Raw genomic sequence first — 24,087 nt, forward strand, 5'->3', positions numbered from 1 at the left:
GACGATTGGGCTGAGCGATGATCGAGTTCCGATCGGTGACCAAGAGATTCCCTGACGGAACCCTCGCCGTCGATTCCTTCGACCTGGTCATCCCCCCGCGCAAGACGACCGTGCTGGTCGGCTCCTCGGGCTGCGGCAAGACCACCCTGCTCCGCATGATCAACCGGATGATCGACCCCACCTCGGGCAGCATCCTGATCGACGGGGAAGACACGAGCGGCCTCGAGCCCGTCAAGCTCCGCCGCCGCATCGGCTACGTGATGCAGAACTCGGGCCTGCTGCCGCACCGCAAGGTGATCGACAACGTGGCGACCGTGCCGATCCTGAACGGCACCCCGAAGCGCGAGGCCCGCGAGCACGCGCTCGAGCTGCTCGACACCGTGGGGCTCGACCGTTCGCTCGCCGACAAGTACCCCCGCCAGCTCTCGGGCGGCCAGCAGCAGCGCGTGGGCGTGGCCCGTGGTCTCGCGGCCGACCCGAACATCCTCTTGATGGACGAGCCCTTCGGCGCCGTCGACCCGATCGTGCGGGCCGAGCTGCAGCAGGAGACCATCCGCCTGCAGGAGGGGCTCGGCAAGACCGTGGTGTTCGTCACGCACGACATCGACGAGGCGTTCCTGCTCGGACACCAGGTCGTCATCCTGCAGAAGGGCGGGCACATCGCCCAGGCCGGGTCGCCGGCCGAGATCCTCGCCGCCCCGGCGAACGACTTCGTCGCCACCTTCGTCGGAGCCGACAAGGGCAAGCGGGCGCTGCGCATCCAGCGCGTCGGCGACCGTGACGTCGTGGTCGACGAGAACGGCACCCCGACGGGAGTCCTCCAGCCGTGAAGTGGCTCGAGTCGAACCTCGATCTCGTCTGGGAGCTCGTGCTGGCGCACATCGGCCTCAGCGTCCCGCCGATCCTGATCGGCTTCCTGGTCTCCATCCCGATCGGCTGGCTGGCGAACCGCTACCGGCCATCGCGCGGCGTCATCCTCGTGGTGCTGGGGCTGCTCTACACGGTGCCGTCCATCCCGCTGTTCATCTTCATGCCGATCTTCCTCGGCACCCCGCTGCTCTCGCCCGTCAACGTGGTGGTGGCGCTGACGATCTACGCCGTGGCGCTGATGGTGCGCACCGCCGCCGACGGGCTCGCCTCGGTCGACGACGACACCCTGCTGGCCGCCTCGGCCATGGGCTACTCGGGCTGGCAGCGGTTCTGGCGGGTCGAGCTGCCGCTGAGCGGCCCCGTGCTGCTCAGCGGGCTGCGCGTCGTCTCGGCGAGCACCGTGAGCCTCGCCACCCTCGGCGTGATCATCGGCGTGCAGAGCCTCGGCTACCTCTTCACCAACGGCTTCCAGCGGAACATCCCGGCCGAGGTGATCACCGGCATCGTCGCGACGCTCGTCATCGCGGTCGTCTTCGACCTGCTGCTGGTGCTCGTCGGCCGCCTCCTGCTGCCGTGGAGCACCCCTGACCGGCGGCGCAAGGCCTCCCGCCGCACCACGCCCGCCCTCGTCGCCGGAGGCGTCTCGTGAATCTCGTGCTCGGCGGCATCGCCTGGATCCTCGACCCCGCGAACATGAACGGACCGACAGGCTGGATCGCCCGGCTGTTCGAACAGCTCGGCTACACCTTCGGAGCGGTGGCCATCGCGGCGGTCGTCGCCATCCCGCTCGGCTACGTCGTCGGCCACACCGGGCGGGGCCGCGACATCGCGGTCGCGTTCTCGGGCGGCCTGCGCGCGCTGCCCAGCCTCGGCGTGCTGATCCTGTTCGGCTTCGCCCTGGGCATCGGCTTCAAGGCGCCGATGCTCACCCTGGTCATCCTCGCCATCCCGCCGCTCCTCGCCGGCGCGTACGCCGGCTTCGAGGCCGTCGACCGCCGCACCATCGACGCCGCCCGCGCGGTCGGCATGACCGAGCTGCAGGTCGTGGGCAAGGTCGAGGTGCCACTGGGGCTGCCGCTCCTGATCGGCGGCGTGCGCTCGAGCGTGCTCCAGGTCGTGGCCACCGCGACGCTCGCCGGCTACATCGGCGGCGGCGCGCTCGGCACCTTCATCTTCCAGGGCGCGGCGACGCGCAACTACGACATGATGCTCGGCGCGTCGATCCTCGTCACCGCACTGGCGCTGGTGCTCGAGGGAATCTTCGCCCTGCTGCAGAAGTTGGTGGTTCCACGGGGCGTCGTCGCCACGAGGCAGCAGAACGTCCGTGCGCGGTCATCCCGTCCGCGCGCGGTGATGGGATCCCCCATCCGAGAAGGGAAATGATCACATGTTCACAGCAATCACGAAAGGCCGGCTCGTCGCAGGGCTAGTCGCGGTCAGCGCAGCGGTGGCGCTGGCAGGGTGCTCGTCCGGCGACCCGCTGGACACCTCGTCCACGTCGGCGGCCGGCTCGACCGACGGAGGAGCCATCGTCATCGGCTCGCAGGCGTACTACTCCAACGAGATCATCGCGGAGATCTACGCGCAGGCGCTCGAGGACAACGGTGTCGAGGTGACGCGCCAGTTCAACATCGGCCAGCGCGACGCCTACCTGCCGGCGCTCGAGAACGGCGAGGTGCAGCTGTTCCCGGAGTACTCCGGCAACCTGCTGCAGTACTACGACCCCGAGACCACCGCCAAGACCAGCGACGACGTCTACGCCGCCCTGGCCGGCGCCCTCCCCGAGGGCCTCGAGGTGCTCGACCAGTCGCCCGCCACCGACCAGGACTCCTACAACGTCACCAAGGAGTTCTCGGACGCCAACAGCGTCACGAGCCTGGAGGACCTCGCGAAGGTCACCACGCCGCTGACCCTCGGCGGCAACTCCGAGCTGCAGACCCGCCCCTACGGCCCCGACGGCCTGAAGAGCACCTATGACGTCACCGTCGGCTTCACGCCCATCGAGGACTCGGGCGGACCGCTCACCATCCAGGCGCTGAAGGACAACACGGTGCAGCTGGTGAACATCTACTCGGCCGACCCGAACATCAAGACCAACGACCTCGTGACGTTGGAGGACCCGAAGGGTCTCTTCCTCGCCTCGAACGTGGTGCCGCTGATCAACACCGACGCCGCCACCCCCGAGGTGACCGACGTCATCAACAAGGTCAGCGCCGCACTGACGGCCGAGGACCTGGTCGACCTCAACTCGCAGAGCGTCAACGACCAGGAGTCGCCCGACACCATCGCGAAGACCTGGCTCGAGAAGGTCGCGCTCTTCTAGGAGCCCGCACCTCAGCAGGTCACGAGGCCCCGTTCTCCCCGTCGTCGACGGGCGAGGGCGGGGCCTCCTCCATGTGCCGGCGCTCGAGCCGGTTGATGACCTTCTTGACCACGAACACCGCCACCACGAACAGCGCGATGGCCCCGACGAAGAGGTAGCCGGCCCAGTGCAGCTCGCGCGAGAGCTCCCGGTAGCCGCCGGCGGCCGCGCTGCCGACGGAGACGTAGGCGAGCGACCAGAGGATGCACGCCGGCACGGTCCAGGCCATGAAGCGCCGGTAGCGCATCGGGCTCATACCCACCGTCAGGGGGATGAGCGAGTGCAGCACGGGGATGAACCGCGACAGGAAGACGGCGATTCCGCCGCGCCGGGCGAGGTACGTCTCGGCCCGCGCCCAGTTCTTCTCACCCAGCCGCCGGCCGAGCCTCGACGCCCGGAGTCTCGGCCCGAACCAGCGCCCGATCGCGAAGCCGATGCTCTCGCCGGTGAGGGCGCCGATGATAACCACGATGACCAGCGACGTGTATTCAAGTGGCCCTTCGACCCCGGTCGCGGCGACCAGCACGACGCTGTCACCCGGAACGACGAGACCGATCAGGATGCTCGTCTCGAGCATGATCGCGACTCCAGCCAAGAGGGTTCTGACCAGGGGATCTACCGACTGGACGGTATCCAGCACCCAGGACAGCACCTCGTTCATGCTTGTATTCCACACCGCATGCCCGACACTCTAGCGGAGTGACCATGGGAATCCCCGATGGGTTTGGAACCTTGTATACAAGCAAGCTAAACTGAGGGCGTCGCAATCCACTGCGACGGCAGCGTGGCCTCACTTCCCACGCAAGGAGTACAGCGTGAACGAGCTGCTCGACCCTCTGATCCTCTCCCGCTGGCAGTTCGGCCTCACGACGATCTACCACTTCCTCTTCGTGCCGCTGACGATCGGGCTCGCGGTCACGGTCGCGATCTTCCAGACCGCCTGGGTGCGCACCGACAAGGAGAAGTACCTCCAGCTGACCCGCTTCTTCGGCAAGATCTTCCTGATCAACTTCGCCATGGGCGTCGTGACCGGAATCGTGCAGGAGTTCCAGTTCGGCATGAACTGGAGCGACTACTCCCGCTTCGTCGGCGACGTCTTCGGCGCCCCGCTCGCCCTGGAGGGCCTGCTCGCCTTCTTCCTCGAGGCCACCTTCATCGGTCTCTGGATCTTCGGCTGGGACAGGCTTCCGAAGAAGCTCCACCTCGCCAGCATCTGGATCGCGGCGCTCGGCAGCGTGCTCTCGGCGTACTTCATCATCGCGGCGAACGCCTTCATGCAGAACCCGGTCGGCTTCCGCATCAACGAGGTCAAGGGCCGCGCCGAGCTCACCGACATCTGGGCGCTGCTGACCAACAAGGTCGCCCTCGCCGCGTTCCCGCACACGATCTTCGCCTGCTTCATGGTGACGGCCGGCCTGATCATCGCCGCGGCCGCCTGGCACCTGTACCGCAACCAGCACCTCGAGACCATGCGCCCGGCCCTGAAGTTCGGGCTCTGGATGATGGTGATCGCCGGTGGCCTCACCGTGCTCACCGGCGACCAGCTCGGGCTCGCGATGGTCGAGACCCAGCCCATGAAGATGGCGGCCGCCGAGGCGCTCTACAACACCTCCACGGGGGCGGCGGCATCCTTCTCGATCTTCACGCTCGGCACGCCCGACGGCACCAGCGAGCTGTTCTCGATCCGCATCCCGTACCTGCTCTCCTTCCTGTCGACGCACACCTTCGACGGAACGGTCGAGGGCATCAACGACCTGCAGGCCCAGTACGTCCAGGCCTACGGCCCCGGCGACTACACGCCGACGGTCTGGATCACCTACTGGGCCTTCCGCTGGATGATCGCGCTCGGCATGCTGCACGTGCTGATCGCCGTCGCCGGCCTCTGGCTCACCCGCAAGGGCCGTGACCCGAAGTGGCGCTGGATGTGGCGGGTGGCCGTCTGGGCCTTCCCGCTCTCGCTCGGCGCCATGATCGTCGGCTGGATCTTCACCGAGATGGGCCGCCAGCCCTGGATCGTGTTCAGTCTGCTGAAGACCTCCGACGCCGTCTCGCCCGGCATCTCGGGGCTCGACGTGCTGATCTCGCTGATCGCGTTCACCGCGGTCTACGGCACCCTCGCGGTCGTGGAGTTCCGGCTGATCAAGAAGGCCATCCAGAAGGGGCCCGAGGCGGCCCCCGAGCCCGACCCCGAGACGGGCGAGCTCCAGCACGCGGCCACGGTCTACTAGGCCGGGAGAGACATCATCATGGACCTGACCATCCTGTGGTTCTGCATCGTCGGCTTCCTGTTCGTGGGGTACTTCGTGCTCGACGGCTTCGACTTCGGCGTCGGCATGTCGCTGCCCTTCCTCGGCAAGGACGACACCGACCGGCGGGTGCTGATCAACACCATCGGCCCCGTCTGGGATCTCAACGAGACCTGGGTGATCGTCGCCGGCGCCGCTCTGTTCGCCGCCTTCCCCGAGTGGTACGCGACCCTGTTCAGCGGGTTCTACCTGCCGCTGCTTCTCATCCTGATCGCCCTGATCCTGCGCGGCGTCTCGTTCGAGTACCGCCATCAGCGGCCCGAGAAGGCCTGGAAGGCGCGCTTCGACCGGATGATCGTGGTCGGCTCGGCCGTGCCCGCCTTCCTCTGGGGCGTGGCCTTCGCCAACATCGTGCAGGGCGTGGCGCTGGATGCGAACCACGACTACACCGGCAGCGTGTTCGATCTGCTGAACCCCTACGCCCTCCTCGGCGGCGCCACGACGCTGCTGCTGTTCTTCACCCACGGCGTGGTGTTCGTGTCGTTGAAGACCGACGGCGACATCCGGGCCCGGGCGCGCACGCTCGCCACCCGCTCGGGGGCGGTGACGATCGTCGTCGCGGCGGCCTTCCTCGTCTGGACGACGCTCGCCTACGGCAGCCTGCTCTCGGCGGTGTTCGCGCTCGTGGCCGCCCTCGCGCTCGTCGTCTCGTTCCTCGCCAACCTGCGGGGTCGCGAGGGGGCGGCGTTCGCGCTGATGGCCGGCACCATCGGCTTCGCCGTGCTCAGCCTGTTCGCCTCGCTCTTCCCCGACGTGATGCCCGCGTCGAACGACGCGGCCAACAGCCTGACGATCGAGAACGCGTCCTCGTCGGCCTACACGCTGCAGATCATGAGCTGGGTGGCACTGATCTTCCTGCCGCTGATCCTCGCCTACCAGGGCTTCACCTACTGGATCTTCCGCAAGCGGGTCACCCGCGCCCACATCCCGGTCGAGGCGGCACACTAGTACCGTGCGTCCCGTCGATCCCCGGCTCCTCCGATACGCGGCGTCGGCGCGGGCGTTCTTCGCCGCCGGTGGCGTGCTGGCACTCGGGCAGACCGCCGCGATCGTCGCCTTCTCCTGGCTGGTCACGCAGGTGGTCGTCGGCGCGATCGACGGCTCGTCGCTCGCCGCGCTGATGCCGGAGATCGGCGCGCTCGCCGCTGTCGTGGCGCTCCGCTTCGCCCTCGGCTGGCTGGCCGAGTACAACGCGGCACGGGGCGCCGCGGTCGTGAAGAGCGAGCTGCGTCGCCGCGTGCTCTCCGCCGTCACCCGGCTCGGCCCGGGCTGGCTCGGCGGCGGCCGCAGCAGCACCGCCGTCGGCGTCACCGCCGGGCCGGGGCTGGACGCCCTCGACACCTACTTCTCGAAGTACCTCCCGCAGCTCATCCTGACGGCGATCGCGATGCCGCTGGTGGTGCTCACGATCTGGTCGCAGGACTGGATCTCGGGGCTCACCGTCACGCTCACGCTGCCGCTCATCCCGATCTTCATGATCCTGATCGGCTGGGCCACCCAGACCGTGCAGCAGCGCCAGTTCGAGAAGCTGACCCGGCTCTCCACGGCGTTCCTCGACGTGGTGGGCGGGCTGTCGACGCTGACGGTGTTCGGGCGGCAGCACCGCCAGGCCGCCCGCATCCGGACCGTCACCGAGGAGTACCGCACGCAGACGATGAAGGTGCTGCGGGTGTCGTTCCTCAGCGGCTTCGCTCTCGAGCTGGCGGCGAGCCTGTCGGTGGCGCTCGTGGCGGTGTCGATCGGCGTGCGGCTGATCGACGGCAGCCTCGGGCTCGGGGTCGGGCTGTTCGTGCTGCTGCTCGCGCCCGAGGCGTTCCTGCCGCTCCGCAACGTGGGGGCGCAGTTCCATGCGGCGGCCGACGGGGTGGCGGCGTCGACGTCGGTGTTCGAGATCCTCGACGAGGCGGCGGGTTCGGCGCGCGCAGGTGCGACGGCGACGGATGCGCGGCCGGCCGCTTTCGGTGGGTCCTCCGTTCGCGCAGCCGCCCCTGATGAGCGCGGGCTAGAGGTGCGGGGGCTCGGCGTGCGGTACGGGGAGACGGTGGCGTTCGAGGGGCTCGGGGCGAGCATCCGTCGCGGTGCGGTCACGGCGCTGACGGGGCCGAGCGGGAGCGGCAAGACCTCGTTCGTGAACGCCCTGCTCGGCTTCGTGCCGGTCGAGGGGCGGATGCTCGTCGGCGGCCACGACGTCACCGACGATCCGGCGCCGCGACCCTGGCTCGCGTGGGCGGGGCAGCGTGCCGCGCTCGTGGAGGGCAGCGTGGTCGAGAACGTGGCGCTCGGCGACGATGAGCCCGACGCCTCGCGCGCGCGGGCGGCCCTCGACCTCGTGGGCGGGACGGGCATCCGGCTCTCGGAGCGGATCGACCCGCGCGGCGGCGGACTGTCGGGCGGGCAGGCGCAGCGCGTGTCGAGCGCGCGGGCCGTGTACCGGGCCAGGGCGCTCGACTGCCCGGTCGTGGTGTTCGACGAGCCGACGTCGGCGCTGGACGCCGGGACGGAGGCGGAGTTCATCCGGAGTCTGCGCGCACTGGCCGAGGAGGGTCGCGCCGTGATCGTGGTGAGCCACCGGCCCGCGGTGACGGCGTCGGCCGACGAGCGGCTGGAGTTCGCGGCGCCTTCGGTCGCGCATCCGCTCGTCGAGCCGGCCGGCGCCCGCGGAGGTGCCGCGTGAACCGGCGGGAGGTGCTGCGGCTCGCCCAGCCGCCGCTCGTGCGGTTCGTACCGGGTGTGGCGCTGGGACTGCTCAGCGCGCTCTGCGCCGTGGGGCTGCTCGGGGTGTCGGCGTGGCTGATCACGCGGGCGGCCGAGCAGCCGCCGATCCTGTTCCTCTCGGCCGCGATGGTGGGGGTGCGGGCGTTCGCGCTGGGGCGGGCGACCTTCCGGTACCTGGAACGGCTCGTGGGGCACGACGCGGCGTTCGCGACCATGCCGGCGCTGCGGGTCGGCTTGTACGAGCGGCTCGTGCCGGTCGCGCCCGACGGGCTGGGCTCGGCGCGGAGCGGGGACCTGCTGAGCCGGCTCGTGTCCGACGTCGACGAGCAGCAGAACCTGCCGCTGCGCGTGGTGCAGCCGCTCGTGGTGTCGGGGCTGACGTCCGCCGCCGTGGTCGTCGTGGTGTGGCTGCTGCTGCCCGCGGCCGGGCTCGTGCTGCTGCTGTCGCTCGTCGCCGCGCTGATCGTCGGCACCGTGCTGAACGCTGGTCTCTCGGGGCGGGCCGAGCGAGCGCTCGCGGGGCTGCGGGGGAGGCACCGGGCGGCCCTCGCGGACTACCTGACGAACCTCGACGTGCTGGTGGCGTACGGGGCCGACCGTGCGGCCCTCGCCTCCCTGGATGAAGCCGATGCCGCGCTGACCGCTGCGTCCCGGCGGCGGGCCGTGGGGGCCGGGGCGACGGCGGCCGCCGTGACGTTCTTCGCCGGGCTCGCGACGGTGCTGACGCTCGTGGTGGGAGTGCCGGCGCTCGGGTCGGGTGGGTTCGGCGGGCCGGCGCTCGCCGTGGTGGCGCTGGTGCCGCTGGCCGCCTTCGAGGTGTTCGCGATGATCCCGCTGGCGGCCGGGGCGTGGCGGCAGGTGCGGGCGAGTGCCGACCGGATCGCGTCGGTGGTGCCGTCGCGCGTGCCGACCGAGATCCCGGTCGACGGGCCTTCTGCGCTCCGACCGGCACCCGAGGTGTTCACGGGGCTGTCGCTGCGAGACGTGACCGCGCGTTGGCCCGGCGCCTCCTCGCCCGCGCTGGCGCCCGTCTCGCTCGATCTCTCCCCGGGCGACCGCGTGCTCGTGCGCGGGGAGAGCGGCGCGGGCAAGACCACGCTCGCGCACGTGCTCGTGCGCTTCCTCGAGTACAGCGGCAGCTACCGGCTGAACGGGCACGAGGCGCGGGAGTACCCGGTCGACGCCGTGCGGCAGGTCGTCGGGCTGTGCGAGCAGCGGCCGCACCTGTTCGACGACGACATCCGCCAGAACCTGCTCTTCGCCCGCGACACCGCCACCGACGAGGAGCTGCTCGCCGTGCTCGACCGCGTCGGGCTGGGGCCGTGGGTGCAGGCCCGCGGCGGGCTGACGGCGCGCGTGGGGGAGCGCGGCGCCCTCGTCTCGGGCGGACAGGCGCAGCGTCTGGCGCTCGCCCGGGCGCTGCTCGCCGGCTTCCCGGTGCTCGTCCTCGACGAGCCCACGGCCAACGTCGACCCCGAGCAGGCCGACGCCCTGCTCACCGACCTGCTCTCGGCGGCGGCCGCCGCATCGCGCGCCGTGCTCCTCATCTCGCACACACCCGTGCCGCCCGCCCTCGTCACGCGCACCCTCACCGTCCTTCCTCCTGGCGAGTCGCCAGAAGGTCGTTAGGCGCGCGTGGGTGGGGCGCGGGTGGGGTGCGCGGGGGTCAGAGGGGGCGGGAGAGGGCCGCGAGGCGGCGGCGCCAGGTGGCCGCGCGGGAGGGGCGCGCCGCGGTGGCCGGGCCGCCGATCCAGCCGTCGACCACGGTGATGCCGTGCAGGGCGCTGACCGACCAGACCTCGCAGCCCACGAGGTCGGCCGGGCGGGCCCGCTCCTCCACGACGCGGGTGCCCGTGGCGGTGGCGATCAGGCGGATGCTCCGGGCCGTCACGCTCGCCACCCGAGGGAGGTCGCCCGCCGGCGCGACCAGCGTCTCGTCGCGCCACCAGAGCAGCGCCGACGTGCTGCCGTCCACCACCAGCCCGTCGCGGAGCAGCACCAGCTCGTCGGCTCCGTCCTCCCGGGCGGCGGCGCGGAGCGCGAGGAGCGCCTCCAGGTCGGGGCCCTTGATGCGCGGCGTGGTGCGGGGGTCGGGGCCGGCGTGGGTGGCGAGCACCGTCGTGGTGCGCAGGCGCGGGGCGACTCGGGCGCGCAGGCGCAGCTGGGGGCCCGAATCCGTCTGCGCCAGTTCGACCCGCGGGAAGAGGGCGGTTCCCGCGTAAGAGCGGAGGCGGCCGGCGGCGGCGGCCCAGAAGGTCTCGGCGTCAGCGCGCATCCGCTCGCCCGTCGCCGCGAGGAACCGCTCACGGTGGGTGTCGAGCGCCCGCACCCGGCCCTCGGGGGAGACGTACCACGAGTCGGCCGCCGCGAGAGCGTGGTGCGGAGCGAGCTCGGTCTCGACGAGGGCGCCGCCGTGCCAGGCGAAGGCGGCGGGCGCTTCGGCCACGGGCGGCTCCTCTCGGCGGTGTCGGTCGGCGCCGCGGGCTGTGCACCGCGGGCGGTGCGGGGTGGGCGCCTGCGGCGACGCGGGCGGCGGTGCCTTCAACGCTACTGCAGGGGTGTCGGTGCGGGCGGGCATCCGGAACCCCCGTCGGCCCCGAACCGGGCGCCCGGCGGGAACACGGCGGGATTCGCTACTGTTGTTCACTGGTGCGCCCTGCGCGCCTCCCCAGCGACCCACCCTCTGGCACCAGCTGCCGACCCCGGTGGTGAGCCGCGCCAGCAACGAATGTGAGTCACCGTGAACACCTCTGCCCCCGACGGACGGTTCGACAACCCCGGTCAGCCCGACGACGAGCGCGACGGCGCCGAGCGCTACGATTTCCGCGCCCTGCAGGACAAGTGGCTGCCGGTCTGGGAGGAGCAGAAGCCCTTCCGCACCGACATCGAGGGCGACAAGCGCCCGCGCAAGTACGTGCTCGACATGTTCCCCTACCCCTCGGGCGACCTGCACATGGGGCACGCCGAGGCCTACGCACTCGGTGACGTCGTGGCGCGCTACTGGCGTCAGCAGGGCTTCAACGTGCTGCACCCGATCGGCTGGGACTCGTTCGGCCTGCCCGCCGAGAACGCCGCCATCAAGCGCGGCCTCGACCCGCGTCAGTGGACCTACGACAACATCGAGCAGCAGCACTCGAGCTTCAAGAAGTACGCCGGCTCGTTCGACTGGGACCGCGTGCTGCACACCAGCGACCCCGAGTACTACAAGTGGAACCAGTGGCTGTTCCTGAAGATGTACGAGAAGGGCCTGGCGTACCGCAAGGCCAGCTGGGTCAACTGGGACCCGGTGGACCAGACCGTGCTCGCCAACGAGCAGGTGCTGCCCGACGGCACGTCCGAGCGCTCGGGCGCCGTCGTGGTGAAGAAGAAGCTGACGCAGTGGTACTTCCGCATCACCGACTACGCCGACCGCCTGCTGGATGACCTGAAGCAGCTCGAGGGCACCTGGCCCGCCAAGGTGATCGCGATGCAGCGCAACTGGATCGGCCGCTCCATCGGCGCCGACGTCGACTTCGCGGTCGAGGGGCGCGACGAGCCCGTGACCGTGTTCACGACGCGGCCCGACACGCTGTACGGGGCGACGTTCATGGTGGTCGCACCCGACTCCGACCTGGCGATCGAGCTGGCCGCGGGGTCGCCCTCAGAGGAAGTTCGCGACCGCTTCGCGTCGTACCTGGCCGAGGTGCAGAAGTCGTCGGAGACCGAGCGTCAGGCGACCGACCGGCCGAAGACCGGTATCTTCCTCGAGCGCTACGCGATCAACCCCGTCAACGGCGAGCGCCTGCCCATCTGGGCGGCCGACTACGTGCTGGCCGACTACGGCCACGGCGCCGTGATGGCCGTGCCCGCGCACGACCAGCGCGACCTCGACTTCGCGCGCGCCTTCGGGCTGCCCGTGCGCGTCGTGGTCGACACGCTGCAGCCGGTCACCGGCGTCATCCCCGTGCTCGACCCCGACGACCTGCCCGAGCTGGAGGACCTGAACCCCGGCACCACCGGCATCGCGCTGGCCGGCGAGGGGCGACTGATCAACTCGGGGCCGCTCGACGGGCTGTCGAAGTCGAACGCGATCCGCAAGATCATCGAGATCCTCGAGGCGGCGGGCACCGGGCGGCCGGCGAAGAACTACCGCCTGCGCGACTGGCTGATCTCGCGGCAGCGGTACTGGGGCACGCCGATCCCGATCATCCACGGTGCGGACGGTCAGGAGTACCCGGTCCCGGAGGACCAGCTGCCCGTCGAGCTGCCGCCGACCGAGGGGCTCAACCTCACGCCGAAGGGCTCCTCGCCGCTCGGCGCAGCGTCGGACTGGGTCAACGTGCCCAACCCCGTCGACGGCTCGCCCGCGCGCCGCGACCCCGACACGATGGACACCTTCGTCGACAGCTCGTGGTACTTCCTGCGCTTCCTGTCGCCGAATGACTCCACGCAGGCGTTCGACCCGCGCGAGGTCGACAAGTGGGCGCCCGTCGACCAGTACGTCGGCGGTGTGACGCACGCGATCCTGCACCTGCTCTACGCCCGCTTCATCACGAAGGTGCTGTTCGACCTCGGCTACGTCTCGTTCACCGAGCCCTTCAGCGCGCTGCTGAACCAGGGCATGGTGCTGATGGACGGCTCGGCCATGTCGAAGTCGAAGGGCAACCTGGTGCGCCTGTCCGACCAGCTCGACGAGCACGGTGTCGACGCGGTGCGTCTCACGATGGCCTTCGCCGGGCCGCCCGAGGACGACATCGACTGGGCCGACGTGTCGCCGGCCGGGTCGGCGAAGTTCCTGGCGCGGGCGTGGCGGCTCGTGCTCGACGTGACCTCCGACCCCTCGGTGAACTGGCGTGAGGGCGACCGGGCGCTGCGGCGGCAGACCCACCGCTTCCTCGCCGAGGCGCCGGGCCTGATCGAGGCGTTCAAGTTCAACGTCGTCGTCGCGCGCCTGATGGAGCTCGTGAACGCGGCCCGCAAGGCCATCGACTCGGGCCCGGGCGGCGGCGACCCCGCCGTGCGCGAGGCCGTCGAGACGATCGCCCTCGGGCTGTCGCTGTTCGCGCCGTACACGGCCGAGGACATGTGGTCGCGCCTGGGCTACGACGCCTCCGTCGCGAACTACGGCTGGCGCAAGGCCGACCCGTCGCTGCTCACCCAGGACCTCGTGACCGCGGTCGTGCAGGTCGACGGCAAGGTGCGCGACCGGCTCGAGGTCTCGCCCAAGGTCGAGGGCGCCGCGCTCGAGGAGTCGGCGCGGGCGCTGCCCTCGGTGCAGCGGGCGATCGGCGACCGCACGGTCGTGACCGTCGTGGTGCGGGCGCCGCGGCTGGTGAACTTCGTCACCAAGCCGGCCTCGTAGGGAGTTCTCCACAGGTTCTTCGTCCGCGTCTCGAGTTGGGGGGCGGCGTTCGTAGGGTGACGGCATGTCACTGCCTGCGGCGCCGCCCCCTTCCTCGTCTGCTTCTTCGCCTTCTGTGCGGGTTCGGGTGGGCGTGGGGGCGGCCGTCGTCCTGGTGGTGGCGGCCCTGGTCGCGTCGGTGCTCGTGACAGCTCTCACCCCGGTCGGTGCGACGACGGTCGTTCCGGATGCTCGTGCCGCCGGTTCCTCGTCGCCATCACCTGCCCCGCCGCTGCCGGGCGCCGGGCCCTCTTCGACCGCGTCGTCGTCATCCCTGTCCGAGCCCGTTCCGCCCGCCGCGCCGGCGCTCCTCGTCCACGTCCTCGGCGCAGTCGCTTCGCCGGGGGTGTACGAACTGGGCGCCGGCTCGCGGGTCGTCGACGGTGTCGCGGCGGCGGGCGGGTTCGCGCCCTCCGCCGACAGCGCCTCGGTCAACCTCGCCCGCCCGCTCGTCGACGGGGAGCAGCTGCGGGTGCTCGCGGTCGGGGAGGCTCCGGCCCCACCGCTCCCGGGTACGCCGGCGGGTGCGTCGTCGGGCTCTGCTGCGCCCTCGGGTGGCGCGTCCGCCCCCTCACTCGTCAATCTCAACTCGGCGACCGAGATCGACCTCGACACCCTGCCCCGCATCGGCCCGGCGATGGCCACCCGCATCGTCGCCTACCGCGACGCCAACGGCCCCTTCGCCTCCATCGACGACCTCCTCCAGATCCCGGGCATCGGCGACAAGACCCTCGAGTCCCTCCGACCCCTCCTCACCCTCTGATGTCCGCGCCGACCCTCTCCGCCGTTCGCCGGTCGCGGCTCGCCGCAACCGTCGCGCCGTGAGCAGTGACCTCGATCTGCGTCTCGCACCGGCAGCCGTGGGCGCCTGGCTGGCGGCGTGGATGCTCGGCAGCTCCGACGGACAGGTGGCGGCCCTCGTCGCAGCCGCGGCCTGGCTGCTCGCTGCAGGGTCGACAGTCTCCCTCGTGGTGCGTCCACGCGGCCAGCATCACGTCGACCCGGGCCAGGCAGGACGTCGCCGGTTTCGCGCCGTGCTTCCGGTGGCCGCGCTGGCGGTCGCTGCGGTGGCGCTCGTGGCGACAGCGGTGGCTGCGGGCGACGGGCTGCGACGGCCCGCGGAACTGGATGCCGGGCATCCGCGGCAGGGGACTACCGTGCTGGTGGTGACCGGCACGCCGCGGGTGGCGCAGGCCGGGTTCTTCGGCAGCGGCAGCGGCAGTGGCAGCGGCAGCGGCGCGGCGGGTGAGCGGATGCGGTTCGACGCCGAGCTACGGAGCTTCACCGCGGGAGGGCGGAGCACCGCCGCCCGGGCCCCCGCGCTCGTCTTCGCCACGGTCGGCGAAGCGGCGGCCCTGACGATCGGATCGAGCATCCGGGTCGAGGGGTCGCTCACGCCGCAGCCACGAGGGGAGTCGCACGACTACCTGCTGTTCGGACGATCACCGCCCGTCGTCACCGCGCCGCCTCCGCCGACGCTCGCCTGGGCGGTGACGGTGCGCACCGCGTTCCGCACCGCGACGGCCGCGCTGCCCGGCGACGGCGCCCAGCTGCTCACGGGCCTCGCGATCGGCGACGACAGCCGCGTCACCGACGATCTCGTGGATGACATGACGGTCTCGGGCCTGACCCACCTCACTGCCGTCTCGGGTGCCAATTGCGCCATCGTCGTGACCGCCGTCATGCTCATCGGCGGCGCCGTGGGCCTCGGCCGGCGACTCCGCATCGCGGTCTCGATCGGCGGGCTCGCCCTCTTCGTCGTGCTCGTCACCCCCGAGCCGAGCGTGCTGCGGGCGGCGACGATGGCCGTCATCGTGCTCGCCGCCCTCGCTGCCGGGCGACCGGCGGCGGGAATCCCGCCGCTCGCGCTCTCGGTGGTCGTGCTGCTCGCCCTCGACCCGACGCTCGGCCGCAGCACCGGCTTCGCCCTCTCGGTGCTCGCCACCGGCGGCCTCCTCGTGCTGACCCGACCGCTGGCGGCAGCGGCGGCGCGCCTGATGCCCCGGCCGCTCGCGCTCGCGCTCGCCGTACCCGTCGCGGCGCAGCTCGCGTGCCAGCCGGTGCTGTTCCTCCTCGCGCCACAGGTGACGCCGTACACGCTGCCCGCGAACCTGCTCGCCGAGCCGGCCGCCGCCCTGGTCAGCGTGCTCGGGCTGATCGTCTGCCTGGTCGCGGTGGTGGCGCCCGGTCTCGCCTCGCTGCTCGCCTGGCTGCCGTGGCTCCCCTCCGCCTGGATCGCCGCCGTCGCCCGCTTCTTCGCCCACGCCCCGCTCGCCGCCGTGCCGATCCCCGACGGCGCCCTCGCAGCCGCGGCGGCGGTGATCGCCCTGCTGCTCGTCGGCACCGCGGCCCTCGCCGCGCCCCGGCGTCCCCGCCTCGGCCGCACGACCGCGCTCCTCGCGACGCTCGGCCTCGTCATCGCCGCCGGCACGCTCGCGGGGTCGCAGCTCGCCCGCCTCACCTCGGTGCCGTCCGACTGGCAGCTCGCCGCCTGCGACATCGGTCAGGGTGACGCCGTGCTCGTCCGCAGCCGCAGTCAGACGGCACTGATCGACGTGGGCCCCGACCCCGAGCCGCTCGCGGCGTGCCTCGACCGCCTGGGCATCCACCGCCTCGACCTGCTCGTGCTCACCCACTACGACCTCGACCACGTCGGCGGCCTCGACGCCGTCGTCGGCCGGGTCGACCGCGCTCTGGTCGGCCCGCCCGACGGCTCTCACGACGAGCGGATGCTCACCCGCCTCCACGACGCCGGAGCCGACGTGATCCAGGCCCGCCGCGGCCTCACCGGCACCCTCGGGGATGACCGCTGGGAGGTGCTCTGGCCCCGCCCCGGCACACCCCTCCGCGGCAACGACGCGAGCGTCACCCTCCTCGTCACGGGCACGCTCCGGATGCTCTTCCTCGGCGACCTCGGAGAGTCAGCCCAGCGCGGGGTCGACGCCGGTGCCACCCTCGGCCCGGTCGACGTCGTCAAGGTCGCCCACCACGGCAGCGCCGACCAGAGCCCAGACGTCTACGCCGAGGCCGACGCCACGCTCGGCGTCATCTCGGTCGGCGCCGACAACGGCTACGGCCATCCCACCGACCGTCTCCTGGGCATCCTCGGCCGCACGGGCACCCGTCCCCTCCGCACCGACCTCGGCGGCCTCACCCTCGTCAGCGGAACTCCGGCCTCCCTCGAGGTCTGGACCGAGCATCCGCCCCCACCCTGACACCGACGCCCCGCGGCCCGGCGCCCGGCCGGTTCGGCACCGGGCCGGGGCGTCGGTGGGGGCCGGTAGGCTGGCGGGGGAGTTCGAGAGGGGTGGGCATGGCCGTCGCACGCGGGAGCCGGGCGCCGTCGAAAGCGGCGAAGCCGAGCGCCAAGGTCGCCATCCCTCAGCTCGAGTGGAACCAGGTGCGGCCCGCGCCCGTGGTGCTCGTGTCGGGCACCGAGACGTTCCTCGCCGAGCGGGCCATCCGGCAGCTGCGCGACCTCGTCAAGGCCGAAGACCCGAGCCTCGAGATCACTGACATCGAGGCGTCGTCGTACGGGCCGGGGGAGCTGCTGTCGCTCGCCAGCCCGTCGCTGTTCGGAGAGCCGCGGCTGATCCGCGTCGCCGGGGTCGAGAAGTGCACCGACGCGCTGATCGAGGACGTCATCTCGTACCTCGCCTACCCGGCCGACGACGTGTACCTCGTGCTGCGGCACGGCGGTGGAGTGCGCGGCAAGAAGATGCTCGAGGCGGTGCGGGCCGCGTCCGGGGTGGCGATCGAGATCGTCTGCGCCGAGATCAAGCGCGACTCCGACCGGTACGAGTTCGCGTCGGCCGAGTTCCGGGCGCTCGGCAAGCGGGTGTCGCCGGGAGCGATCCGGGCGCTGGTGTCGGCGTTCAGCGACGACCTGGCGGAGCTGTCCGCGGCGTGTGCGCAGCTCGCGTCCGACTCCGCCGAGGAGATCACCGAGGTCACCGTCGAGCGGTACTACGCCGGGCGGGTCGAGACGAACGCCTTCGCGGTGGCCGACTCGGCGATCGGCGGAGCCTACGGCGATGCGCTGGCGCTGCTGCGGCACGCGCTCGCGTCGGGCGCCGATCCGGTGCCGATCGTGGCGGCGTTCGCGATGAAGCTCCGCACCATGGCGAAGGTGCTCGGCACGCGCGGCGGCTCGGGCCAGCTGGCCGGACAGCTCGGCATGGCGCCGTGGCAGATCGACCGCGCCCGGCGCGACCTGTCGGGCTGGACGGGCGAGGGCCTCGGCCGCAGCATCCAGGTGCTGGCCGAGACCGACGAGTCCATCAAGGGTGCCGGCCGCGACCCGGTCTTCGCCCTCGAGCACATGATCGGCGTCATCTCCTCCCGCGGCACCCTCTAACCTCCGCCGCCGGCCGGCGGCCCCGCCCGCACCCCACCCCTGCGCGGTGGCGCTGAGTCGCGCCAAACCGCTGCAGGGTGCCGGTGAGTTGCGCCGAACCGCTGCGCTTTCCCGCGACTCAGCTCCTAGAGCGACACTTAGGCGCGACTCGGCCTCGGCGCGCCTGGCGGGCGTGGGAGGGCGAGCGGGAAGTGGGCGGCCGCGGGAACGGCGCGGGACCTGCCGGAGGGTGAGGGGTAGGCGCCTGCGGGAACGGCGAAGGACCCCGCCGGAGCGGGGCCTTCAGTGCCCGAAGGCCGGGTGCGGTACCGGGGCGCCGTCGGCCACTCCCGACGCGGCCGATGCGTCGGGGGCGCGGGAACGGCGAAGGGCCCCGCCGGAGCGGGGCCCTTCAGTGCCCGGAGGCCGGGTGCGGTGCCGGAACGCGGGCGGCGCGCGGAGCGCGTCCGGGCGGCGCGGGGAGCACCTGCGGCGCGCGAGGCGCCGCGGGCGGCTCAGAGAGCCGAGACCTGCTTGGCGATGGCCGACTTGCGGTTCGCCGCCTGGTTCTTGTGGATGACGCCCTTCGAGGCCGCCTTGTCGAGCTTCTTCGACGCGAGGGTCAGGGCCGAGGCGGCCTTGTCCTTGTCGCCGGCCACGACAGCGGCGCGGGTGGCGCGGATGGCGGTCTTGAGCTCGCTCTTGACGGCCTTGTTGCGCTCCTGGGCCTTCTTGTTGGTGCCGATGCGCTTGATCTGCGACTTGATGTTTGCCACGGAAATAACCTCTGTATCTGTTCGGATGAGTGCGGTGCGATGGTCCGCTGCGGCCGGGCCGCGGATGGAGCCACTCGCTGTTCGCACCCACCTTGTCGCGCGGATGCGTAAGCCAACAGGCAACATTACCAGGTAGAGCACCCACCGACAATCCGAGGCCGAAAACCGAGCAAAGGCCCCAGGGGCCCGGAGTACCGTAGAACCCTATGCCACGCCTAGCCGCCCACACCGACACCGTCCCGCCCTCGGGCATCCGTCGCCTGTTCGAACTGGCGCACTCGCTCGACGACGTCGTCTACCTCGTGGTGGGCGAGCCCGACGTGGCCGTCGACCCGGCCGTGCTCGCCGAGGGCGCCGCCGCCTGGGAGGCCGACGACACCGCCTACACGCCGAACGGCGGCATCACCGAGCTGCGCGAGGCGATCGTCGACACGGTGCGCGAGCAGAACGGCATCACCACCGAGCTCGAGCGCGTCTGGGTCACCGCCGGCGCCACCCAGGGCCTCTACCTCGCCATGTCGCTCCTCCTCGACCCGGGCGACGAGGTGCTCGTGCCCGACCCCGGCTACACGACCTTCACGATGAACGCCCACCTCGTCTCGGCCGTACCGGTGCCCTACCCGCTCCGCCCGGCGGCCGGCTTCACGCCGGACCTCGACGAGCTCGACCGCCTGATCACCCCGCGCACGAGGGTGCTGATCGTCAACTCCCCGTCCAACCCCCTCGGCGCCGTCTTCGACCGCGAGACCCTGGATGCCCTGCTCGACTTCGCCGAGCGCCACGACCTCTGGGTGATCAGCGACGAGGTCTACGAGCGCTTCACCTATGGCGTCGAGCACGTCAGCCTCGCCGCCCTGGCCGCCGAGCGCGGCGACGCGGCCGAGAACCGGGTGCTGACCGTCTTCTCGGCCTCCAAGACCTACGCGCTCACCGGCGCCCGCGTCGGCTGGCTGCTCACCCCGCCCGGCTTCGCGCCGCTCCTCCGCGCCGCCCAGGAGGCGATGGTCAGCTGCGTCAACACCCCCGCCCAGCGCGCGGTCGTCACCGCCCTCCGCGGCTCCCAGCAGCACGTCGCCGACGCCGCCCGGCACTACCGCGAGAACCTCGATGCGGCCGTCGCCCTGCTGAAGGAGCGGGGAATCGCCCACCTCGAGCCCACCGGCGCCTTCTACCTCTGGGTCGACGTCTCCTACGCCACCGGCGGCGACGTCGCCGAATGGGCCGAGCGCTTCCTGATCGAGCAGCGCGTGGCCGTGGCCCCGGGCAGTGCCTTCGGCCGCACGGGCGAGGGCTGGATCCGCCTCTGCGCCGCCGCCTCCACCGACGACCTGCTCGAGGGCATCCGCCGACTCCCGGCCCCACCCGCCGAACCGGCACGACCCGCCGAACCGGCCGCGCAGAAGGCCTGACCGTGCGCGTCGGAGTCATCGGCGCCGGAGCCGTCGGCGGTGTCATCGCCGCCCTCGCCGACCGCGCCGGCCACGACGTCGAGGTCACGGCGCGTGGCGCCCAGCTCGACGCGATCGAGCAGCGCGGACTGAGACTGACGGGCCACTGGGGCGAGCACACGGCGCGGCCCCGGGCATCCGCTCGTCTGCACGCCGACGAGGCGCACCAGTTCGACCTCGTGCTCCTGACGGTCAAGGCCCAGGATGCGCGGCCGGCCCTCGAGGCCAACGCCTCCGCCCTGGCCGGCGTGCCCCTGGTCGTCGTGCAGAACGGTCTCGGCGGGGCCGCCGCAGCGGCCGCCCAGTTGCCCGCCACCCCCGTGGTCGGCGCGCTGGCGCTCTTCGCCGCCTCGTACCTCTCACCGGGTGAGGTCTCGATCACGACCCCCGCGAGCACCTACCTCGGCCTGCCCAAGGCGACGGATGCCCGCCCGGCACGTCCCGCCGACGACGCCGCCCTGGCGCTCGCCGAGCGCGTGCTCGGGGCGCTCCTGCCGATCGAGCGCACCCCCAACTTCGAGGGCGCGCAGTGGACGAAGCTCATCGTCAACCAGATCAACGCGCTCCCGGCGATCACGGGGCTCGCGGTGCAGGAGACGATCACCGACCCGCGTCTGCGCGCGGTGCTCACGGCGAGCATGCGCGAGGCGGTCGACGTGGCCCGCGCGACGGGGGTGCGGTTCGAGACGCTGCTCGGGCTGAGCGATCCGCTGCTGCGCGCGTTCAGCGCCGCGCCCGAACCGCTCGCCCGGCTGCTGCCGCGGTTGATGGGGCGGCGGATGGGGAGCACGCCCAATCCGGGATCGACGCTGCAGAGCATCCGTCGCGGTCAGCTCACCGAGATCGACCACCTCAACGGTGCGGTGGTCGACGCGGCCCGGGCTCTCGGGCGGGAGGCGCCGGTGAACGCGGCCCTGGTGGAGCTGGTGCACCGCGTCGAACGCGAGACGGAGTTCGTCGCGCCCGACGCGGTGGCGGCAGCCGTGGCGGCAGCCCGACGAGGCTGAGTGAGCCGCAGGCCGACCCCGCCGCCGCAGCGACGCCTACCGCACGTACGACCCCGACCGCAGCTCCTCCACGAGCGACGGCCCGTTCGGCTCCCAGCCGAGGTCGATGCGCGCCGACGACCCGGTCGCCTGCTGATCGAGCAGCAGTGCATCCGCGAACGCCTCGCCCAGCCGCTCGTGCGCCGACGAGACGGTGCCCGGCGTGACCCGCCCGTCGAGCCCCGCGGCCTGCGCCGCCGCCTCGCCGAGCTCGCGCACGGTCGGGTTCTGCCCGCTCGCGCCGATGTAGTACGACCCGGCGGGAGCGAGGTCGAAGGCGAGGACGTACAGTTCGGCGAGGTCGTCGACGAACACGGTCGTCCAGTGCTGCTCGCCCGGGCCGATCAGCTCGAGAGCCGGGGCGACGCCCGAACCGCGGGGCGCATCCACGATCAGGTTCGGGATGCCGCCGCCGTTGCCGAACACGATGCCGGGCGCGATGATCGACGTCTTCACGCCGACGGCCGAGCGCACGCGCGCCTCGACGGGCAGACGCCAGGAGGTGAGGGCGGGCGGGTCGAAGGGCGAGGTCTCGGTGATCGCCGACCCGTTGCCGAAGATCCAGATGCCGCCCGTGTGCACGTAGGGCTTGTCGCTGCCCTCGAGGCCCGCGAGCACCGCGGTGACGAAGGCGTCGTCGGTCGGCGCGCTCGACTCGTCGCCGGGGGAGGCGAGGTGGATGACGCCGTCGCTCTCGAGGGCGAGGTGCGTCACGATCTCGCGATCGGTGAGCTCGCCGAGCACCGCGCGGGCGCCGAGCGCCTCCACCTCGGCGGCCGAGGAGGACGAGCGCACGAGGGCGACGACGTCGCGCCCCTGCTCGCGGAGCTGACGGAGGACTGCGGAACCGATGAAGCCGGTCGCGCCGGTGAGGAAGATGGCCATGCACCGATTCAACCGCCAAACCGGTCCGTCATTCCAGACGTGGCAGAATGAGTCCCTGCGATCGTGCGCGTCCGTCCGGCGCCGATCACACCGACACTCCAGAGGAATGCGTGAGCCCCAAAGCCCTGAAGGCCCTCCAGCCGGCCTCCACCGACCCGGCATTCATCCGCAACTTCTGCATCATCGCGCACATCGACCACGGCAAGTCGACGCTCGCCGACCGCATGCTCGGCATCACGGGTGTGGTCAGCGACCGCGACATGCGCTCGCAGTACCTCGACCGCATGGACATCGAGCGCGAGCGCGGCATCACCATCAAGAGCCAGGCCGTGCGCATGCCGTGGGCGCTCGAGGGCCAGAGCTACGCGCTGAACATGATCGACACCCCCGGGCACGTCGACTTCAGCTACGAGGTCAGCCGCAGCCTGGCCGCGTGCGAGGGCGCCATCCTGCTCGTCGACGCGGCGCAGGGCATCGAGGCGCAGACGCTGGCGAACCTCTACCTCGCGCTCGAGAACGACCTCACGATCATCCCGGTGCTGAACAAGATCGACCTGCCGGCGGCCGACCCCGAGAAGTACTCGAAAGAACTGGCGAGCCTGATCGGCGGCGACCCGGCCGACGTGCTGCGGGTCAGCGGCAAGACCGGCGAGGGCGTCGAGGCGCTGCTCGACCGCGTCACCGAGCTCATCCCGGCCCCGGTCGGCAAGGCGGATGCACCGGCCCGCGCCATGATCTTCGACTCCGTCTACGACGCCTACCGCGGCGTGGTCACCTACGTGCGCATGATCGACGGCAAGCTGAGCCCGCGCGAGCGCATCCAGATGATGTCGACCCGCGCCACCCACGAGATCCTCGAGATCGGCGTCTCCAGCCCCGAGCCCACCCCCAGCCAGGGTCTCGGCGTCGGCGAGGTGGGCTACCTCATCACCGGTGTGAAAGACGTGCGGCAGTCCAAGGTGGGCGACACGGTCACGACCGCGGCGAAGCCGGCGACGGATGCTCTGCCGGGCTACACCGAGCCCCTCCCCATGGTCTTCTCCGGCCTCTACCCGATCGACGGCAGCGACTACCCGGTGCTCCGTGAGGCGCTCGACAAGCTCAAGCTGTCCGACGCCGCGCTCGTCTACGAGCCCGAGACCTCGGTGGCGCTCGGCTTCGGCTTCCGCTGCGGCTTCCTCGGCCTTCTGCACCTCGAGATCATCACCGAGCGCCTCGAGCGCGAGTTCAACCTCGACCTCATCGCCACGGCCCCCAGCGTGATCTACGAGGTCACCACCGAAGACAAGCGCACGGTCACGGTCACGAACCCGAGCGAGTTCCCCGGCGGCAAGATCCTGAACGTCAAGGAGCCCGTGGTGAACGCGGCGATCCTGGCGCCCAAGGACTACGTGGGCACCATCATGGAGCTCTGCCAGCAGCGTCGTGGCACCCTGCAGGGCATGGACTACCTCGGAGAAGACCGGGTGGAGATCAAGTACACGATGCCGCTGGGTGAGATCGTGTTCGACTTCTTCGACAACCTCAAGTCGAAGACCGCGGGCTACGCCAGCCTCGACTACGAGCCCGCCGGCGAGCAGGAGGCCGACCTGGTGAAGGTCGACATCCTGCTGCAGGGCGAGCAGGTCGACGCGTTCAGCGCGATCGTGCACCGCGACAAGGCCTACGCCTACGGCGTGCTGATGACGGGCCGGCTCCGCGAGCTCATCCCGCGCCAGCAGTTCGAGGTGCCCATCCAGGCGGCCATCGGCGCGCGCATCATCGCGCGTGAGTCGATCCGCGCGATGCGCAAGGACGTGCTGGCCAAGTGCTACGGCGGTGACATCACCAGAAAGCGCAAGCTGCTCGAGAAGCAGAAGGAGGGCAAGAAGCGCATGAAGATGGTGGGTCGCGTCGAGGTTCCTCAGGAGGCGTTCATCGCCGCGCTCTCGGGCGACGTCGAGAAGAAGGACAAGAAGTAGCG

General features: G+C 71.6%; 19 protein-coding genes. 15 read left to right on the forward strand and 4 right to left on the reverse strand.

Features of this window, described 5'->3' with window-relative positions:
- Positions 1-17: 17 nt before the first annotated feature.
- The 4 genes from BJ984_RS09870 to BJ984_RS09885 are packed head-to-tail and all read left to right on the forward strand — an operon-like array spanning position 18 to position 3,193.
- Positions 18-830 (forward strand): ABC transporter ATP-binding protein, encoded by an 813-nt coding sequence (locus tag BJ984_RS09870; protein ID WP_179547866.1) that lies wholly within the window; start codon positions 18-20, stop codon positions 828-830.
- Positions 827-1,519 carry an ABC transporter permease gene (locus BJ984_RS09875; RefSeq protein ID WP_179547867.1) on the forward strand — a complete coding sequence of 231 codons (693 nt, stop codon included), beginning with the start codon at positions 827-829 and terminating at the stop codon, positions 1,517-1,519. Before BJ984_RS09870 ends, BJ984_RS09875 begins: the two co-directional genes overlap by 4 nt.
- A complete protein-coding gene (locus tag BJ984_RS09880) occupies positions 1,516-2,253 on the forward strand; it encodes an ABC transporter permease (RefSeq protein WP_373877403.1) in 738 nt (245 codons plus the stop codon). The genes BJ984_RS09875 and BJ984_RS09880 overlap by 4 nt, the downstream gene beginning before the upstream one ends.
- Positions 2,254-2,257: 4 nt before the next feature.
- Positions 2,258-3,193 carry an ABC transporter substrate-binding protein gene (locus tag BJ984_RS09885; protein ID WP_179547868.1) on the forward strand — a complete coding sequence of 312 codons (936 nt, stop codon included), beginning with the start codon at positions 2,258-2,260 and terminating at the stop codon, positions 3,191-3,193.
- Positions 3,194-3,212: 19 nt separating this feature from the next.
- Here the strand turns inward: BJ984_RS09885 and BJ984_RS09890 are convergent, their stop codons facing one another.
- Complete coding sequence (locus BJ984_RS09890; RefSeq protein WP_179547869.1) at positions 3,213-3,893, reverse strand: DedA family protein; 681 nt, start codon at positions 3,891-3,893, stop codon at positions 3,213-3,215.
- Positions 3,894-4,047: 154 nt separating this feature from the next.
- Here BJ984_RS09890 and BJ984_RS09895 point away from each other — a divergent pair, with 154 nt between their 5' ends.
- From BJ984_RS09895 to cydC, 4 genes are read left to right on the forward strand one after another with little or no spacing between them, the layout of a single operon-like run.
- Positions 4,048-5,460, forward strand: a complete 1,413-nt coding sequence (locus tag BJ984_RS09895; RefSeq protein WP_179547870.1) for a cytochrome ubiquinol oxidase subunit I — start codon at positions 4,048-4,050, stop codon at positions 5,458-5,460.
- A gap of 18 nt (positions 5,461-5,478) precedes the next feature.
- A complete protein-coding gene (gene cydB, locus BJ984_RS09900) occupies positions 5,479-6,486 on the forward strand; it encodes a cytochrome d ubiquinol oxidase subunit II (RefSeq protein ID WP_179547871.1) in 1,008 nt (335 codons plus the stop codon).
- A gap of 4 nt (positions 6,487-6,490) precedes the next feature.
- A complete protein-coding gene (gene cydD / locus BJ984_RS09905) occupies positions 6,491-8,212 on the forward strand; it encodes a thiol reductant ABC exporter subunit CydD (RefSeq protein WP_179547872.1) in 1,722 nt (573 codons plus the stop codon).
- Entirely contained in the window at positions 8,209-9,882 is a 1,674-nt protein-coding gene (gene cydC, locus BJ984_RS09910; protein ID WP_179547873.1) for a thiol reductant ABC exporter subunit CydC, read from the forward strand. The genes cydD and cydC overlap by 4 nt, the downstream gene beginning before the upstream one ends.
- A 37-nt stretch (positions 9,883-9,919) precedes the next feature.
- On the opposite strand, the gene BJ984_RS09915 is transcribed toward cydC, so the two are convergent.
- Entirely contained in the window at positions 9,920-10,699 is a 780-nt protein-coding gene (locus BJ984_RS09915; RefSeq protein ID WP_271206494.1) for an aminotransferase class IV, read from the reverse strand.
- 294 nt (positions 10,700-10,993) lie between these two features.
- Here BJ984_RS09915 and leuS point away from each other — a divergent pair, with 294 nt between their 5' ends.
- The 4 genes from leuS to holA all read left to right on the forward strand — a co-directional run bounded on the left by leuS (position 10,994) and on the right by holA (position 17,990).
- Positions 10,994-13,594, forward strand: a complete 2,601-nt coding sequence (gene leuS / locus BJ984_RS09920; protein ID WP_179547875.1) for a leucine--tRNA ligase — start codon at positions 10,994-10,996, stop codon at positions 13,592-13,594.
- 64 nt (positions 13,595-13,658) lie between these two features.
- A complete protein-coding gene (locus BJ984_RS09925) occupies positions 13,659-14,396 on the forward strand; it encodes a ComEA family DNA-binding protein (RefSeq protein ID WP_179547876.1) in 738 nt (245 codons plus the stop codon).
- Positions 14,397-14,454: 58 nt separating this feature from the next.
- Positions 14,455-16,848 carry a ComEC/Rec2 family competence protein gene (locus BJ984_RS09930; protein WP_179547877.1) on the forward strand — a complete coding sequence of 798 codons (2,394 nt, stop codon included), beginning with the start codon at positions 14,455-14,457 and terminating at the stop codon, positions 16,846-16,848.
- A 98-nt stretch (positions 16,849-16,946) separates the two neighbouring features.
- Positions 16,947-17,990, forward strand: coding sequence for a DNA polymerase III subunit delta (holA, locus tag BJ984_RS09935; RefSeq protein ID WP_179547878.1), 1,044 nt, complete (start codon positions 16,947-16,949; stop codon positions 17,988-17,990).
- 494 nt (positions 17,991-18,484) lie between these two features.
- Here holA and rpsT read toward each other — a convergent pair whose 3' ends face one another.
- A complete protein-coding gene (rpsT, locus tag BJ984_RS09940; protein WP_179547879.1) occupies positions 18,485-18,745 on the reverse strand; it encodes a 30S ribosomal protein S20 in 261 nt (86 codons plus the stop codon).
- Between the two features lie 206 nt (positions 18,746-18,951).
- Here rpsT and BJ984_RS09945 point away from each other — a divergent pair, with 206 nt between their 5' ends.
- Together BJ984_RS09945 and BJ984_RS09950 are read left to right on the forward strand one after the other, a co-directional pair.
- Complete coding sequence (locus BJ984_RS09945) at positions 18,952-20,154, forward strand: pyridoxal phosphate-dependent aminotransferase (RefSeq protein WP_179547880.1); 1,203 nt, start codon at positions 18,952-18,954, stop codon at positions 20,152-20,154.
- Between the two features lie 2 nt (positions 20,155-20,156).
- Positions 20,157-21,200 (forward strand): ketopantoate reductase family protein, encoded by a 1,044-nt coding sequence (locus BJ984_RS09950; protein ID WP_179547881.1) that lies wholly within the window; start codon positions 20,157-20,159, stop codon positions 21,198-21,200.
- A 36-nt stretch (positions 21,201-21,236) separates the two neighbouring features.
- On the opposite strand, the gene BJ984_RS09955 is transcribed toward BJ984_RS09950, so the two are convergent.
- A complete protein-coding gene (locus tag BJ984_RS09955) occupies positions 21,237-22,124 on the reverse strand; it encodes an NAD-dependent epimerase/dehydratase family protein (RefSeq protein ID WP_179547882.1) in 888 nt (295 codons plus the stop codon).
- 110 nt (positions 22,125-22,234) lie between these two features.
- Here BJ984_RS09955 and lepA point away from each other — a divergent pair, with 110 nt between their 5' ends.
- Positions 22,235-24,085: a translation elongation factor 4 gene (gene lepA, locus BJ984_RS09960; protein ID WP_179547883.1), complete on the forward strand. Its 1,851-nt coding sequence runs from the start codon at positions 22,235-22,237 to the stop codon at positions 24,083-24,085.
- The last annotated feature ends 2 nt before the right edge of the window (positions 24,086-24,087 follow it).

The sequence above is a fragment of the Herbiconiux flava genome (assembly GCF_013409865.1).
Classification (GTDB): domain Bacteria; phylum Actinomycetota; class Actinomycetes; order Actinomycetales; family Microbacteriaceae; genus Herbiconiux; species Herbiconiux flava.